Raw genomic sequence first — 14934 nt, forward strand, 5'->3', positions numbered from 1 at the left:
ACCCGCGGGTCGATCGGTCGTAGGCTCGACCCGTGACCGAGTCGAGTCGATGCGTGGTGGCGGTCGTGGGATCGCTGAACCTCGACCTGACGGTCGTCGTGGCACGTGCTCCCGAAGAGGGCGAGACGGTACTCGGCCGGCATCTGCGCACCTATCCGGGAGGCAAGGGCGCGAACCAGGCCATCGGTGCTGCCCGGCTGGCTCCCACCGCCATCGTCGGCGCGGTGGGCAGCGATCATGCCGCCGACGTGCTGCGCGGCGTGCAACAGAGGGCCGGGGTCGACACCTCCCATCTGCGCACCACACCGGGGCCGACCGGTCGGGCCGTCATCATCGTCTCCGACGACGGGCAGAACCGGATCGTCGTCGTTCCCGAGGCCAATTCGCTGCTGAAGGCCGAGGACGTGACCACCGCACTCGATGCCCTCGATCCCGCGGTGGTGCTCACCCAACTCGAACTGCTCCCCGCGGTGACCTGGGCCGCCGCCCAGTGGGCGCGCGATCACGACCGCCGGTTCGTGCTCAACCCGAGCCCGGTGATCGACCTGGACGAACACGTCCTCGCCGGTGCCGATCCGCTCGTGCTCAACGAGCAGGAAGCCCTGCACTACGCGGGTCTTCCCGCAGGGACCCCCTTCGACGAGATCGTGACCCGCCTGCTCGAACAGGTGCACACCGTGGTGATCACCCGGGGTGGGGAGGACGTCGTGGTCGGAACCGAGGACGCGATCGAACATCTGCGGGTCCCGCAGGTCGACGTCGTCGACACGACGGGGGCCGGCGATCATTTCGCCGGCACGCTCGCCGCGTTGCTCGGCACGGGGGATGATCTGTTCGCGGCAGCGCGCCGGGCCTCGGCCGACGCTGCCCGACTGGTCGCATCCCGTCGCTCCGATCGCTGAAACGGCGGAACCGCGTCAGGGCGGCGGAAGCAGTTCGCCCTTGCCGCTGCGCAGCCAACGCCCGGGAAGGCGGCCGGCGAGGTCGCCGAGCGGACCGACGGCCCCGCGCAGCAGCTCGACCGTTTCCTGCAGCATGTCGATGCTCGCGTTCATCTGCGAGATGCCGGGCGTGAGATGCGCGAGTGTCTCCGAGAGCGAGACGATCTGATCGAGCGGACCGCCCTCGGCGAGCAGTCGTTCGAGGGCGCCCTGTTCGGAGAGCAGGACGTCGAGGACGCCGCCCTGGGCGAGAGCCCGCTCGACGACCCCGCCGGGCCGGATCGCCACGTCGACGATGCCGCCCGGTGCGGTGAGCCGCTCCACCGCCCCGTCCTGGGCGAGCAGCCGCTCGAGCGGGCCGTCGTGCGCGGTGAGGCGATCGAGCAGACCCCCTTCCGACACGAGGCGGTCGAGGGCACCGTCGTCGGCGAGGATCCGGTCGAGGGGACCACCCGGTGCGGTGAGCCGGTCGACGGGTCCGCCCGGTTCGAGCAACCGATCGAGCAGGCCACCCGGCTCGGTGAGCCGATCCACGGGACCACCCGGCGCGAGCAACCGGTCGAGGGGACCACCGGGACGCAGCGCGTGACCGAGTCCGCGGTCCTCCGACGTGAGCTTCGAGATCTGCTGCAGCAGACCCACCGAACTGCGGGTGTCGGGCAGGCCGACCGCGCCGAGTGCGGAGTAGGTGGTGGGCGACACCGCGACCCGCACTGTGCCGACGACCGTCTCGGCGACGCTCAGGGCGGCCTCGGCGGCGGTCAGACCCACACGCACCGGCATCACGAGTACGGACCCGAGGTTCATGGAACCGACTGTAACGGTCAGTGCTCCAGAACGTCGGTGTCCGAGAAGGTCGGTGTCCGAGAAGGTCGGTGTCCGAGAAGGTCAGTGCACGAGTTTGAGGCCGACGACGCACAGCACGATGCCCGCGATCAGTGCGAGCTTCAGCAGCGAGGCGGCCTCGGTGCCGGTGACCATCGCATATCCGACCGTGAGAGCGGCGCCGATACCCACCCAGATCGCGTAGGACGTCCCGACCGGTAGGGTGCGCAGGGCATACGCGAGCCCGGCCATGCTCAGGACGAGAGCGACGACGAACACCAGTGTCGGGGTGAGCCGGCTGAAACCGGCAGATCTGCCGAGGGCCGTGGCCCACACGGCTTCGAGCACACCGGAGAGGACGAGAACGATCCAGGCCATGACGTACAACGCTCCTGCACCGTCTTGTCGCTGGCCGGGTACGGTGCGCTCGTCCGGGAGGCCGACCGGCGGCCACCTCTGTCGAGGTTAGGAATCCCGGGCGAGTATTGGCAAATTGCTCAGGACACGCGCAGCAGCTGTGATTCCTGCGCAATCACCGTGCACGAGCATCCGCCGTGCAGTTCGGTGCAGTCGAGAACGAGGGTGTGCCGCACGATCTCGAAGTCGACGCAGTCGGGTTCGGTGCAGTCGACCCGAGTATCGGCGTGGATCACGAGGGTGCCGTGGCAGTGGTCGAGATCGTGGTTGCACTGTGAGCACGTCATGCACCACTTGATAGCACTGCCGTCGGACAGGTTCTCCGAGGCGGGTCGTCGTGCCGTCCGGTTCGTCCGGTGCGCGGGCCCCGACGTCCCACGACTATCGTGAGCACGCGCAACAAGCAGGTATGCCGACTCGGGGAGGAGTCACACATGGGGATCACGGACGTGGTCGGGAAGGCCGCGCGGAACGCGTGGTCTTTGTTCGTCGCCGACGGAATCGCGCCGCCCCATCGCACTCCCTCGGTGGTCGTCGGGGACGGTCGCCACCGGACGCTGCGTCGCTTCGGCCCGGAGAACGCCGGTCCGCCGGTGCTGCTCGTGACCCCGCTCGCCGCGTCGCCCACCTGCTTCGACCTGATGCCCGGCCGCAGTCTCGTCGAGCACCTGCTCGAGCTCGGCCGCAGCGTCTTCCTCGTCGAATACGGCGAGATGACCTCCGACGACCGCGACCTCGGCCTCGAGTTCTGGATCGACGACGTCATCCCCGAAGCGATCGCCCGCACGTCCGAACTGTGCGGGAACCGCGAGGTGGACGTCGTAGCGTGGAGCATCGGCGGCACGCTGGCGATGCTCACCGCCGCGGCGCATCCCGACCTGCCGATGCGGTCGCTGACGGCATTCGGCAGTCCACTCGACTATTCCGCGATCCCGCTGATGGCGCTGCCCCGGCTCGTCGGCCGGTTCGTCGCCGAGCCCGCACTCGGCCTGCTCGACGCCGTCTTCGGTGGCGTACCCGCACCCATCGTCCGCACGGCCTACCGTCTCACCGCGATCGAACGCGAGATCCAGCGTCCGTGGTTCGTTGCGACGCACCTCGCCGACGCGGAGACGCTCGCGCGGATGGAACGCGTCGACCGGTTCCAGGACGAGATCCACGGCTACGCGGGACGCGTGTTCCACCAGCTCGCGACGAGCGTGACCATCGACAACGAACTCGCCACCGGACGTCTGCACCTCGGCGACCGGGTCGTCGACCTCGCCGACGTCACGGTGCCGGTGCTCGCGTTCGGCGGCGAGGACGACGTGCTCGCCCCTGTCCCGGCGGTCGAGCCCGTCACGAGGCTGCTCGTCGGCACGCAGGTGCGCTTCGTCCGCGTCCCGGGAACGCACCTCGGCATGCTCACCGGCAGCGCCGCGCGCGATACCTCGTGGGCCGAACTGGACGACTTCCTCCGCGAACCGTGTGCGGACAGCGACGCGCCGGCCGCCACGCTTCCCGTCGAACAGGAAGTCGTGACGACCGGCGCGTGATTGCCGGGCCGGTGTGTACTGCCGGCTAATGCGTTCCGGCGGTCTCGGGGACCGACACCTCCACCGCATCCGCCTCGGGCTCAGGGGCCCGTCGGACGAACAGCGAGCCGACGACCGCGATCACCGCGATCACCGCGCCCCACGTGAAAGCGCCGTGGACACCGTCCGCGAGCGCAGCGGCGGGATCGCCCGCGCTCTCGGCGCCCGCGACGCTCGTGCGGGTCAGCACCGTGATGAACAACGCCGTACCAGCAGCGCCGGCGACCTGCTGCATCGTGCTGACGATGGCACTGCCGTGGGAGTACAGCCGCCGCGGCAGTGCTCCGAGCGCCGAGGTCAGCAGCGGCGAGAACATCAACGCGAGCCCGATGTTGAGCAGCACGTGCCACGCGATGACCGTGCCGATCGTGGTGGTGGCATCGAAGGTCGTCATGCCCCACATCGCGACGCAGGCGATGATCGCGCCCGGTGCGACGAGCGGCCGCGGACCGAACCGGTCGAACAGGCGTCCGACGATGTAGCCGAGCAGACCCATGACCAGACCACCGGGCAGCAGCATCAGGCCGGTGGTCAGCGTCGACTGACCCAGCACGCTCTGCAGGTAGATCGGCAGCAGGATGAGGGTGCCGAACAGCGACATCATGCTCACGGACACGAGTGCGACCGCGAGCGAGAACGCCGGGGTGCGGAACGCGCGCATGTCCAGCAGAGCGCTGTCGCCGAGGCGGATCTGACGCAGGACGAAGGCCGTCAGCGACGCGATGCCGACGACCAGCGGCAGCCACGGCGGCATGAGCGGATCGCCCTCGGCGGCCTCACCGAGACTGCTCAGGCCGAAGACGAGACCGCTGAACCCGAGGGCCGACAACACCACCGACGGCGCGTCGAGCGGAACCGCGACCGGTTCGGTGACGTTGCGGATCCAGCTCAGGCCGAGTGCCGTCGCGACGACGGCGATCGGCAGCACCAGCCAGAACATCCACCGCCAGCTCAGCTGGTCGAGCACGACGCCACCGATGGTCGGGCCGACCGCGGGCGCGACCGCGATGACGATCGAGATCACGCCCATCGTGCGTCCGCGACGATCGGCGGGAACCAGGTTGAGCACCGTCGTGAACAGCAACGGCAACATCACCGCGGTGCCCACGGCCTGGACGACACGACCCAGCACGAGGACCGAGAAGATCGGTGCGCTCGCGGCGATCAGGGTGCCGAGCAGGAAGCTGCCCATCGCGATCGCGAAGACCGTGCGCAGCGACAGCCGGGTGAGCAGGTAACCCGTGATCGGGATGACGACGGCCATGGTCAGCATGAACGCCGTGGTGAGCCATTGGGCGGTGGCTGCGCCGACGTCGAACTCGACCATCAGCTTCGGCAGCGCGACGCTCATGATCGTCTCGTTGAGGATGACGACGAATGCGGCCCCGACGAGAACGGCGATCAGCAGACCGGCGCGCGGTGCGGCAGCGGCCTGCGGCTCGGTCGTACCCGCCGGGGCTGGGGAACTCGGTGGAGTAGCTGGGGAACTCGGTGGAGTAGAAGACACGAGGAACTCAACGGGATACCGGTCGGAATTGTTCCGCCGATATCCCGCCCGCCGGAGATCAGTCCGGGACGTGCTCGCCGTGACCCTGCTCGCGCAGCGCGTCCTTGATCTTCTGCTGCGCGCGGTCGAGCGATTCGGGGGAGGGATCCTTCTCGGCCGTCGCGAAATCGAAGTCGCCGAGGGAGTAGGCCGGGAAGACGTGCAGGTGCAGGTGGGGGACCTCCAGGCCGGCGATCATCAGGCCGGCGCGCGGGGCGTCGAAGGCGGCAGTGACGGCGCGGCCGAGGATGCGGGCGACGTCGTTCACCTTCGCCCACAGGTCGTCGTCCACGCTCTGCCAGTGGTCGACCTCCTGCCGCGGCACGACCAGCACGTGCCCCTCGGTGAAGGGGTTGATGGTCAGGAACGAGACGACGTCGTCGTCCTGCCAGACGAAACGGCCCGGCAGTTCACCGGCGATGATCTTGCTGAACACGGAAGTCATACCGGGAGGATAAGGGACACCGTGTTCACCGGAGCTGTTCCCCGACATCGGCCGCCGCGACGGTGAGGACCAACAGCGGCACGACCTTCTCCGGCGCGATCCGGTAGCGGTTGCGGCTCTCCTGTTCGACCACGCGCGCAGCCGACAGGGCACGGAGATGGTGGTAGAGCCGACCGGTCGACGTGAGGTCGGTGGCCTCCTGCAGTTCGGTGGCGGTGGCGGGACCGCGCAGCAGGGTCCGCACGATCGCCAGTCGCGCCGGGTTGCCCAGGGCGTCGAGGACGGCGGCGACGGGAACGGGATCGAGTGCGAGGGATGCGCCCGCGTCGTACTCGATGTTCCAGCGGACGTTCCCGTGCAGGGAGACCGCGCCCCCGTAGGTCACGGACCCGGTGCCCGCCGCCACGTCCGCCGCGGGACCGTCCCCGGTGCCCGGGCGGGTCGCGTCGCCCTCGAGGATCCGCACACGGCGTTCGAGATCCGCGAGACGGGCCTCGTACTCGTCGTTCACGTCGCCGTCGCTCACATCGCGCAGCGTATCCGCTCGAGAAAATCGGGATCGTTCGCTGCCGCGGCGAGCATCTCCTGGTGGGCGAACGATTCGAGGGCTCCCGCATAGTCACTGTCCGACATGCCGGACGCGAGCATCACCGTGGTCGCGATCGTGCCGTCGTCGCGGCGGAAGGTGACCGCGTCGGTGAGGATGCCGGGCAGGCTGCCGCCCTTGAATCCGACTCCCTCGAATCCCGGAACCGTGGACGGTTGCCATTCGAGGTGGGTGCGCGCGAGGTCGCTGCCGGCACCGAACGAACCGTCGGCGATCGCGCGATGCAGGGCGCTGAGTTCGGCGGCCGAGCCGGTGTTGTCGAAGCGCTGGACGCGGTCGACCCGGGCGAACAGATCCTCCGGCAAGGGGCGCTGCACCGCTTCGACGCGGTAGGCGGGGTCGGAGGCGTAGCGGCGCGCGGCGTCCCAGACCGCCGACGAGTCGTCGAGCGTCGGGTCGAGCAGCGCGAGCGTGTTGCCGAGCATCGTCGGCGGTGTGAAGTCGTCCCAGCCGCCCTGGGCGGCGGCCTCGCGCAGGGCGTCGTCGCCGAGCCGGTCGCGCAGGTAGTCGGGGACCGCGTTGTCGCTCTCCTGGATCATCGCCGACACCATCTCGTCGAGGGTGACGGTGTCCTCCGGGTCGTTCACACCGAGCCGTTCGAGAGCCCGGGGGTGTGCGCCGCCGTCGGTGTCGGGGAGATGCCAGCGTTCCCAGTCGGCGAGCGGTACGCGCTCGTCGGGGGAGAGTTCACCGGCTGCGACGGCGCGGGCGTAGGCGGCGAGATGCACGACCTTCACGGCCGACGCGAGCGGTTGCCGTTCGTCGGGTCGTTGTTCGAAGGTCCCGCCGTTGCCGTCGTCGACCGCGATGGCGACCGTGTCGAAGTTCTCGGCGAGGTAGCCGATCCAGCCTTCGGCGGTGGTCACGTCGGCGGCGGGGGTGGGCGCGCATTCACCGGTCGGTGCGGAGGTCCCGGCGCCGGAAGGTGCGGCGACGTCGGGTTCCGACGGTCCGGTCTGTCCGCATCCGGCGAGCGCGATCACGACGCTCGTCGCGGCGAGGGTGGTTCCGATCCTGTTCGGCATGGCGATATCCGTCCGTGTCGAGGTTGTTAGTTCGTAATTTCGAACTTACGAAATAACGATAGACCGGTCGGGTGGGCGTGTCGAGAGCTCACCGCGACTCCGACGGTCGCGGGCGGTCGTATCGTCGGGCTCATGGGAGGTGACGGGAGTGCGCGGGAAGCGCCGCTGCGCGTGCTCGTGGACGAACTCGTCACACACGTCCTTGTGGGACTCCCTGCGGATCGGCGCACGGTGGTCGGTCTGTGCGGGCCGCCGGGCGCCGGGAAGAGTCGCGCCGCGGCGCTGCTCGTCTACGCCCTCCGGTGCGCGGGGGTCTCCACCGGGCAGGTGCCGATGGACGGCTACCACCTGTCCAACCGGCAACTCGACACCTTCGGCGCGCGGGACCGGAAGGGAGCGCCCGACACCTTCGACGTCGCCGGCTTCCGCGACATGCTGAGCCGGGTGCGGCAGTGCCGCGGCGAAACGATCTACGCCCCGGATTTCTCCCGGCCGCTCGACGAACCGATCGCGGCGGTGCACGCCGTGCCGGCCGACGCGCGGGTGATCGTCACCGAGGGCAACTACCTGATGTTCGAGACCGGAGGATGGGAACACATCCGCCCACTGCTCGACCTCGTCATCTACATCGACGCACCCCGCCGCACGCTCACCCGACGTCTCGTGCGCCGGCACCGCCACCACGGACGGGACGACGACGGAGCACGCGAATGGGTGCGGACCGTCGATCTGCCCAATGCGGAAGCCGTCCAGCGCACGCGCTCCCGCGCCGATCTCGTGTGGAGACCGGTCCCGTAGTCTGTCCTGCGTGCGCGTACTCGTTATCGGCTCCGGTGCCCGTGAACATGCTCTTGCTCTCGCCCTGTCCCGCGACCCCGGCGTGACCGCCGTGCTGGCCGCGCCGGGCAACCCCGGTATCGCGAACGTCGCCGAGCTGTTCCCCGTCGACGCGGCTTCCGCCGACAGCGTCGTCGCCCTCGCCACCGAGCAGAAGGCCGACCTCGTCGTCATCGGACCCGAGGTTCCGCTCGTCCTCGGTGTCGCCGACGCCGTCCGCGCCGCGGGTATCCCCTGCTTCGGGCCGTCGGCCGCTGCCGCACGCATCGAGGGATCGAAGGCATTCGCGAAGGACGTCATGGCCGCCGCCGGTGTGCGCACCGCCCACAGCGAGGTCGTCGACACTCCCGCGACCCTCGACGAAGCGCTCGACCGGTTCGGACCGACCTGGGTGGTCAAGGACGACGGTCTCGCTGCCGGTAAGGGCGTCGTCGTCACCACCGAGCGCGCCGCCGCCCGCGACCACGCCGCCGAGATCCTCGAGAACGGGCACCCCGTCCTGCTGGAGTCCTTCCTCGACGGCCCCGAGGTCTCGCTGTTCTGCCTCGTCGACGGCGAGACGGTCGTGCCGCTGCTCCCGGCGCAGGACCACAAGCGCGTCGGCGAGGGCGACACCGGCCCCAACACCGGCGGCATGGGCGCCTACACTCCGCTGCCGTGGCTGCCCGAGGGCAGCGTCGAGCGGATCGTCTCCGAGGTCGTCGAGCCCGTCGCGGCCGAGATGGTGCGCCGCGGATGCGGTTTCTCCGGACTGCTCTACGCGGGTCTGGCGATGGGTGCCGGGGGCCCGGCCGTGGTCGAGTTCAACTGCCGTTTCGGCGACCCGGAGACCCAGGCCGTGCTCGCCCTGCTCGAGTCCCCGCTGGGCGAGGCCCTGAACGCGGTCGCCACCGGTACGCTCGCCGAGCTCCCGCCGCTGCGCTGGAAGGACGGCGCCGCGGTGACAGTGGTGCTCGCCGCCGAGTACTACCCGTCCACTCCGCGCACCGGCGACGTGATCACCGGCGCCGAGGGCGACACGGTGCTGCACGCCGGCACCAGGCGCCGCGAGGACGGCGCGCTGGTCTCCGCAGGTGGACGCGTGCTCAACGTGATCGGTGTGGGTGCCGATCTCGCATCCGCGCGCGAGGCTGCCTATGATCGGCTCACCGATGTGAAGCTGCCGGGCGGTCACTTCCGCCGCGACATCGGTCTGGCGGCCGTCGAGGGCCGGATCTCGGTCTAGCGTCTCACCCTCGTCCTTCACCTTGCACCTACCGGGTGTATGTTGCACACTCGGTGCATCTTTGATGCCGCCAGGGGTGACTGCATGGTTTCTCGAAGACGAACGCCGACGCTGGACCCGACACCGCTACGGCACCACCACGTCGTCGTCCACGGGTTGCCGGACGACGTCCTCGTCGAGCGCGACGTGCCCATCCGGACGGGCGACGGCACCGTACTGAGAGCCGACGTCTACCGCCCTGCCGGCTCCGGTGCGCAGGAGCGCTGCCCCGTGCTGGTCACCGTCACCCCCTACGGCAAGGACGCCGGTGTCGACCGTTATCCCGTCGACTTCGACGAACTCGCCGAATCCGGCAACCACGTCGGCGATCTCGAGATCAGCGACTGCACCTCCTTCGAAGCGCCCGACCCCGCCTACTGGGTTCCTCGCGGTTACGTCCTCGTCGTCGCGGACATGCGCGGTTACCACGCCAGCGGCGGACGTCCCCGACTGCTGCTCGGCCGGGCCGCGCTCGACTGCGCCTCCGTCGTGGAATGGGCCGGCGATCAGGAGTGGAGCAACGGCCGGGTCGGCCTCGCCGGTGCCGACTATCTCGCCACGCTGCAGTGGTACACCGCCGCGCTCGATCCGCCCGGTCTCGCGGCCATCGCGCCCTGGGAGGGGGTGAGCGATCCCTGCCGCGACATCCTTACCCAGGGCGGCATCCCCGAGACCCGTTACAGCGCGTTCTGGTACAGCGCGATGAACACGGGGGCCCGCTGCGGTGCCGCCTCTCTCCGGCGGTTCACCCCGTGGCTGCTGCGCCGGTTCCCCGACTTCTTCCGCCACGTCGCTCCGCCGCCCCGGCTCGAGGACATCACCGTGCCCGCCCTGGTCGGGGTCTCGTGGTCCGATCAGGGTCCGCGGGCCCGCGGTTCGGTCGAGGGCTACCGCCGCATCGGGTCGGAGCACAAGTGGCTCTACACCCACGGCCGGAAGATGTGGCAGACCTTCTACGGCAACGAGGCCCTCGACTACCAGCGACGATTCTTCGACCGCTTCCTCAAGGAGGAGGACAACGGCTTCGAGGACACCCCGCGCATCCGCCTCGAGACCCGCCACGACCTGCGGACCTATTCCGAACGCCTCGAGTCCGAGTGGCCGGTCCCCGACACCCGTTACGTCGCACTCCACCTCGACCACGCGAACGCCGACCTGAGCACCACCCCGTGCGAGAGCCGCCAGTTCCGCCGCACCTTCCCCGTCGCGGGCGACGAACTCGTCTTCACCCACACCTTCGACGAGGACACCGAGATCACCGGCCACGCGGCGCTACGTCTGTGGGTGCAGGCGAAGGACGCCAACGACATGGACCTGTTCGTCGGGCTGGCCAAGCGCGACGAGCACGGCCGCGACGTGTGGTTCGAAGGCCACGGCGGCTACGAGAAGGGATTCGTCGCCCACGGATGGATGCGGGTCTCGCGGCGGGCGCTGGACCCGGAGGCCTCCACCGCCTACCGGCCCGTCCACGACCGGACGAAGTACTGGCCGTTGCTGCCCGAGCAGATCGTGCCGGTCGACATCGAGATCATGCCGCACAGCACCTTCTTCGAGGCCGGATCGAGCCTCGTGCTCGTCATCGCCGGCCACGACCTCGACGAGAACCCGCGCGTCGGGCACGACCGCACCATCAACAAGGGCTTCCACATCGTGCACGCCGGCGGACAGTTCGACTCCCATCTGCTGTTGCCCATCGTGCCGCAGCCGGAGCCGGAAGCCGACGAGGCGGCCACCGACGCGGAGGTCGCGCCCGTGAAGGTCGTCGATCGTCAGGACTATCCGATCGCGTGGGGCGCCCTCACCCGACTTCAGCGCGTCCGGCTCTGACGAACGACGCGGGCGTACTACCGTCGTCGACGTGCGCCCCGAATCCCAACGCTCCGGTATCGAGACGTTCCATGTCATGGATGTGTGGAAGGCGGCCGCCGAGCGGCAGCGCTCCCACGGCGACGTCCTGAGTCTCGCCGCCGGACAACCGTCGACCCCCGCACCCGCTCCCGTGCTCCGCGCCGCCAACCTCGCGATCGACGCCGAACTGCTGGGTTACACGGAGACCTTCGGCATCCTGCCGCTACGCGAGGAGATCGCGGCGTACCACCGCCACAAGTACGGCATCGACGTCGACGCGGACGACGTCGTCGTCACCACCGGCTCGTCCGGCGCCTTCACCCTGGTGTTCCTCGCGGCCTTCGACGTCGGCGACACCGTGGTCGTCGCCCGCCCGGGCTACCCGGCCTACCGCAACACCCTCGCCGCGCTCGGCTGTCGCGTCGTCGAACTCGACTGCGGCCCACAGACCCGCTACCAGCCCACCGTCGCGATGCTCGAGGAACTCGACGCTCCGCCCGCGGGAATCGTCGTCGCCAGCCCCGCCAACCCGACCGGCACGATGATCGAACCGTCCGAACTCGCGGCGCTCGCACGCTGGTGCGACGAGCACGGCAGCCTGCTCGTCTCCGACGAGATCTATCACGGCATCGAATTCGATACGCCCGGCTCACCCGCGACCTCCACGGCCTGGGCGACCTCCCGCGAATCCGTAGTGATCGGCTCGGTGTCGAAGTACTTCTCGATGACCGGCTGGCGGCTCGGCTGGATGCTCGCCCCCGAGAGGATGCGGCCGGCCCTGCAGCGACTCGCGTCGAACATGACGGTGTGCCCGCCGTCGATCTCCCAGTTCGCGGCGATCGAGGCGTTCGGCACCGAGGCCCGCACCGAACTCGACGGGCACGTCTCCCGCTACGCCGTGAACCGGGAACTGCTGCTCGAAGGACTGCCGGACCTCGGCATCACGAAACTCGCACCGGCCGACGGAGCGTTCTACGTGTACGCCGATATCGGGCATCTTCTCGACGGGGAGAACTCGACAGCGTGGTGCGCCCGGCTGCTGCACGACACCGGTCTCGCGCTCGCACCGGGCGTCGACTTCGACACCGTGCGCGGCGACGGCACCGTGCGACTGTCGTTCGCGGGATCGACCGCCGACATCACCGCGGCGCTCGACCGGCTGGCGGGATGGCTGCCCGTCTCGTGATCACCGCCCGTCGGCGATGATCCGCGCGATGTTCCGTTCGGCCAGCGCCGCGATGGTCAGCGACGGGTTGGCGGTGCCGGTGCTGCCCGGGATCAGCGCGCCGTCGACGACGTAGAGACCGGGATGGCCGTGCACGCGGCCGTAATCGTCGGTCGCCTCGCCGAGCACCGCACCGCCGAGCGGATGCGCAGTGAAGGTCGCGTTGACGTCCTCGGCCATCGGCGATGCGCCCGGGATCGTGCCACCGGCCTGTGCCATCGCGTTGTGCACGGCCCGCAGGGCGTCGACGCTCTCGCGTTCGCCACCGGCCGGCCAGTTCACAACCGCCCGATCGGCACCCGGGTCGTACGCGAAGTCGGCGCGGGTGGGGTCGAGGGTCATGCCGAGGGAGGCGAGCATCCCGACGTCCTTCGCGGTGCCCGCGACGAACCAGTTCTCGAGGCTCAGCGGCAGACCGGACTCGTCGACGATCCGCGACGCCGACGGCGCGCCCTGGTCGCCGCCGAAACCTTCGGTGAGCGCGAACGAGCGGACGAGCACCGCGTCGCCGTTGGTGCCCCAGCCCCGGCCGACACGCTCGTCGAGGTTCGGCAGCGAACCGGTGTGCCGGGCCTTGACGAGCAGTTCGGTGGTGCCGATCGATCCGGCGCCGAGGACGAGGCGGTCGCACGTGATCGTGGTGGTGCGCAGCACCGCCCCCGTCGGGTCGACGGCCTGCACGTCGAGCCGGTAGCGGCCGTCGCCGTCCTGACCGATCGCAAGCACCCGGTGACCGTGGCACACCAGGGTGCGCCCGGTGGCCTCGGCCGCCGGGATGTAGTTCTGCGTGAGATCGAACTTCGCGCCGTTCGAGTTGCCGAGATTGCTCTCGCCCGCGACGGCCGACCGGCGGACCGAGCCGGCGAGTTCGGCGCGCACGACGTCCCAGTCCCAGATGCCGTCGATGCGGTGCGGGCTGTAACCGGCGGCGCGCGCGTCGTCGTCCCACCGCCGCGAATGCGTGAACTCGGCGGCGTTGTAGATGTCGTCGGGCATCGGGTCGAGGCGCAGCATCGAGCGCACCTTCGGGTACCAGGTGGACGTCATCTCGTCGTAGGACAGACGTCCGCCGAAGACGTGCTCGAAGAAGTGCCGTTCGGGAGCGATCATCACCCCGGTGAACACGATCGATCCGCCGCCCACCGCGGCGCCGCGCCACACCGATATGTTCGGGTAGTCGACCACGTCGAGGACGCCGGCGAAGTCGTCGCACACCACCGGGATGCCCGTCGGCCCGGTGAAATGGGTGCGGTGGTGGTAGCCGCGACCATCGGCGAGCAGGTCGGTCGTGAAGATCTCGCGGTGCGGGTCGCGGGGCCAGCGCATGCCGCGCTCGAGCATCGTGACCCGGTTGCCGGCCTCGGCCAGGCGCAGCGCGGCGACGCTCGCACCGAAACCGGAGCCCACCACGACGACCTCGGAATGCGCCGGCGGGGCGGGCGGCGGAACGAACAGTTCGGGCACGAGACGGCGGTACTCGTCGACCCCGACGGGCAGCGCATCCGCACGCGGGAGGCCGAGACCGGACAGGCCCGGGGCCGCGGCGCCGGCACCCGCCAGGGCGGTCCCGAGAAGCGATGCCTGCAGAAAGCGTCGACGTCTCATCCGGTACGGCTCCGATCGTTCGATGACCTACTCGCGGGGCGGCGCCCGCCGAGGACTCGACACGCGCGGGCGGGCGCAATGGTACCGGTTGGTCTCCAATTCCGTTTTCCCCTGGTGAGACGCTCGGGACTGTCACCATGAGAAGGTGTCGATTGCTGCGACCCCGAAGGGCGAACGGCGCCGTCAGGCGCTGGTCGAGGCAGCGGCCGACCTCATCCTCGAAGGGGGGATCGACGCCGTCCGGCACCGGGCCGTCGCCACCCGCGCGGGCCTGCCGCTCGCGTCGACCACCTACTACTTCGAATCGCTCGACGACCTCGTCGCATGCGCGGTCGACTACAACAGCGAGCGGGAACTCGACGCGATGCGCGAGCGCGTCCGCGACATCGAGCCGCTCCCGCGCAGCCTCGAGGGCACGGCCGATCTCATCGTCGAACTGCTCATCGGACCGCGGGACTGCGACGGCGGCATCGACCGCGAACGCCTGATCTCCCGGTACGAGCGGTGCGTCGCCACGGCCCGCTATCCGGAACTGCGCGACGTGCAGGTCCGCATGCGTGAACAGATCGACCATCTGCTCACCGACCTGCTCGAACGCTGCTGCCGATCGGTGCGACCCCGCGAGGTGCGCCGGCTCGTGGCGGTCGTGGACGGCGCGGTCCTCGGCGGACTGGGCGAGCTCGATCCCGACCCGCGCTCGCTCGCGCGCGGCATCCTGCTCGACGTCGTCGAGACCGTCGCGCCCCCGGTCGAGGATTGAGGTCGGGGAATGTGG

At 69.9% G+C, this 14934-nt stretch carries 15 protein-coding genes and 1 riboswitch; of the genes, 7 read left to right on the forward strand and 8 right to left on the reverse strand.

The window, feature by feature from the left end; translation table 11 throughout:
• Nucleotides 1-32 precede the first annotated feature (32 nt).
• On the forward strand, nucleotides 33-902 hold the full coding sequence (locus ACNJ7K_RS19585) for a ribokinase (protein WP_159416734.1): 870 nt from the start codon (nucleotides 33-35) through the stop codon (nucleotides 900-902).
• Nucleotides 903-917: 15 nt separating this feature from the next.
• Here the strand turns inward: ACNJ7K_RS19585 and ACNJ7K_RS19590 are convergent, their stop codons facing one another.
• The 3 genes from ACNJ7K_RS19590 to ACNJ7K_RS19600 form a co-directional block, all read right to left on the reverse strand.
• Nucleotides 918-1748 carry an ABC transporter gene (locus ACNJ7K_RS19590; protein WP_159416733.1) on the reverse strand — a complete coding sequence of 277 codons (831 nt, stop codon included), beginning with the start codon at nucleotides 1746-1748 and terminating at the stop codon, nucleotides 918-920.
• An 81-nt stretch (nucleotides 1749-1829) separates the two neighbouring features.
• Complete coding sequence (locus ACNJ7K_RS19595; RefSeq protein WP_120281406.1) at nucleotides 1830-2144, reverse strand: DMT family transporter; 315 nt, start codon at nucleotides 2142-2144, stop codon at nucleotides 1830-1832.
• A gap of 13 nt (nucleotides 2145-2157) precedes the next feature.
• Nucleotides 2158-2223, reverse strand: a riboswitch (guanidine-III (ykkC-III) riboswitch).
• Between the two features lie 40 nt (nucleotides 2224-2263).
• The gene (locus ACNJ7K_RS19600) at nucleotides 2264-2470 is read right to left on the reverse strand and encodes a hypothetical protein (RefSeq protein ID WP_159416732.1); all 207 of its coding nucleotides are present in this window, start codon (nucleotides 2468-2470) and stop codon (nucleotides 2264-2266) included.
• Between the two features lie 147 nt (nucleotides 2471-2617).
• Between ACNJ7K_RS19600 and ACNJ7K_RS19605 the strand changes: the two genes are divergently transcribed.
• The gene (locus tag ACNJ7K_RS19605) at nucleotides 2618-3718 is read left to right on the forward strand and encodes an alpha/beta hydrolase (RefSeq protein ID WP_230788315.1); all 1101 of its coding nucleotides are present in this window, start codon (nucleotides 2618-2620) and stop codon (nucleotides 3716-3718) included.
• Between the two features lie 25 nt (nucleotides 3719-3743).
• Here the strand turns inward: ACNJ7K_RS19605 and ACNJ7K_RS19610 are convergent, their stop codons facing one another.
• The 4 genes from ACNJ7K_RS19610 to ACNJ7K_RS19625 are packed head-to-tail and all read right to left on the reverse strand — an operon-like array spanning nucleotide 3744 to nucleotide 7380.
• A complete protein-coding gene (locus ACNJ7K_RS19610; protein WP_230788314.1) occupies nucleotides 3744-5264 on the reverse strand; it encodes an MDR family MFS transporter in 1521 nt (506 codons plus the stop codon).
• A gap of 58 nt (nucleotides 5265-5322) precedes the next feature.
• Nucleotides 5323-5748, reverse strand: coding sequence for an HIT family protein (locus ACNJ7K_RS19615; RefSeq protein ID WP_059382450.1), 426 nt, complete (start codon nucleotides 5746-5748; stop codon nucleotides 5323-5325).
• Between the two features lie 25 nt (nucleotides 5749-5773).
• Nucleotides 5774-6274, reverse strand: coding sequence for an ArsR/SmtB family transcription factor (locus ACNJ7K_RS19620; RefSeq protein WP_225623717.1), 501 nt, complete (start codon nucleotides 6272-6274; stop codon nucleotides 5774-5776).
• The gene (locus ACNJ7K_RS19625; protein ID WP_120281409.1) at nucleotides 6271-7380 is read right to left on the reverse strand and encodes a serine hydrolase; all 1110 of its coding nucleotides are present in this window, start codon (nucleotides 7378-7380) and stop codon (nucleotides 6271-6273) included. Before ACNJ7K_RS19625 ends, ACNJ7K_RS19620 begins: the two co-directional genes overlap by 4 nt.
• Nucleotides 7381-7512: 132 nt before the next feature.
• On the opposite strand from ACNJ7K_RS19625, the gene ACNJ7K_RS19630 reads away from it, so the two are divergent.
• The 4 genes from ACNJ7K_RS19630 (at nucleotide 7513) to ACNJ7K_RS19645 (ending at nucleotide 12515) form a co-directional block, all read left to right on the forward strand.
• A complete protein-coding gene (locus tag ACNJ7K_RS19630) occupies nucleotides 7513-8178 on the forward strand; it encodes a nucleoside/nucleotide kinase family protein (protein ID WP_120281410.1) in 666 nt (221 codons plus the stop codon).
• Nucleotides 8179-8188: 10 nt separating this feature from the next.
• The gene (gene purD / locus ACNJ7K_RS19635) at nucleotides 8189-9442 is read left to right on the forward strand and encodes a phosphoribosylamine--glycine ligase (protein WP_230788312.1); all 1254 of its coding nucleotides are present in this window, start codon (nucleotides 8189-8191) and stop codon (nucleotides 9440-9442) included.
• An 84-nt stretch (nucleotides 9443-9526) separates the two neighbouring features.
• Nucleotides 9527-11308: a CocE/NonD family hydrolase gene (locus tag ACNJ7K_RS19640; protein WP_225623718.1), complete on the forward strand. Its 1782-nt coding sequence runs from the start codon at nucleotides 9527-9529 to the stop codon at nucleotides 11306-11308.
• Nucleotides 11309-11339: 31 nt separating this feature from the next.
• Nucleotides 11340-12515 carry a pyridoxal phosphate-dependent aminotransferase gene (locus ACNJ7K_RS19645; protein ID WP_230788310.1) on the forward strand — a complete coding sequence of 392 codons (1176 nt, stop codon included), beginning with the start codon at nucleotides 11340-11342 and terminating at the stop codon, nucleotides 12513-12515.
• On the opposite strand, the gene ACNJ7K_RS19650 is transcribed toward ACNJ7K_RS19645, so the two are convergent.
• Nucleotides 12516-14159 (reverse strand): GMC oxidoreductase, encoded by a 1644-nt coding sequence (locus tag ACNJ7K_RS19650; RefSeq protein ID WP_230788309.1) that lies wholly within the window; start codon nucleotides 14157-14159, stop codon nucleotides 12516-12518.
• Between the two features lie 145 nt (nucleotides 14160-14304).
• Here ACNJ7K_RS19650 and ACNJ7K_RS19655 point away from each other — a divergent pair, with 145 nt between their 5' ends.
• The gene (locus tag ACNJ7K_RS19655; RefSeq protein WP_006551864.1) at nucleotides 14305-14919 is read left to right on the forward strand and encodes a TetR/AcrR family transcriptional regulator; all 615 of its coding nucleotides are present in this window, start codon (nucleotides 14305-14307) and stop codon (nucleotides 14917-14919) included.
• Nucleotides 14920-14934: the final 15 nt, after the last annotated feature.

This window comes from Rhodococcus shunpengi (assembly GCF_048381395.1).
GTDB lineage: Bacteria > Actinomycetota > Actinomycetes > Mycobacteriales > Mycobacteriaceae > Rhodococcus.